The 426-nt window shown below is 36.2% G+C and carries 1 pseudogene; it reads right to left on the bottom strand.

Going from position 1 to position 426, the window contains the following annotated elements:
- Positions 1-177 precede the first annotated feature (177 nt).
- Positions 178-426, bottom strand: a pseudogene (locus ACI3E5_RS17580) (rolling circle replication-associated protein); the annotation flags it as partial.

Here is a 426-nt window from a genome sequence, read left to right as displayed (position 1 = left end):
GGATTTCCTTTTCTTCTGATTTGATTTCCAATGTTTTAATACATGGAGAAAATTTCCCTTTGTTTTGATCATCAATGTTTAACATCAAAAAGACTTCCTGCATCATGTCGATACAATCTGATTTATCAAAGCAGGCGACCAGATACGTTTGTTTACTTTCCATTTCTACCTCTTTCTCTATCCATCATCATTTCTGAACAGTTCGATTTTGAAATACCATCCACGATCCTCATCGTAAATTTTCAATATATCTCCTAAAATTCGGTATTGAGGAAACCTCTTAAGAATTTCCTCTGCTCCATCATCGTTGGACATACCTAATTTATTTAGTTTTCTAAATGACCAATAATCATCGTTGGTTGTTTCGTGTGGCTCTTTGAGGTTTCGACTCTTGGACCATCGCTTTTGACCTTTCTTCCACTGGCG

It is taken from the genome of Candidatus Enterococcus avicola, from assembly GCF_047470845.1.
GTDB classification, from domain to species: Bacteria; Bacillota; Bacilli; order Lactobacillales; family Enterococcaceae; genus Enterococcus_D; species Enterococcus_D casseliflavus.
The sequence above is the reverse complement of the archived record's forward strand: the minus strand, read 5'-3'. Positions and strand labels throughout refer to the sequence as shown.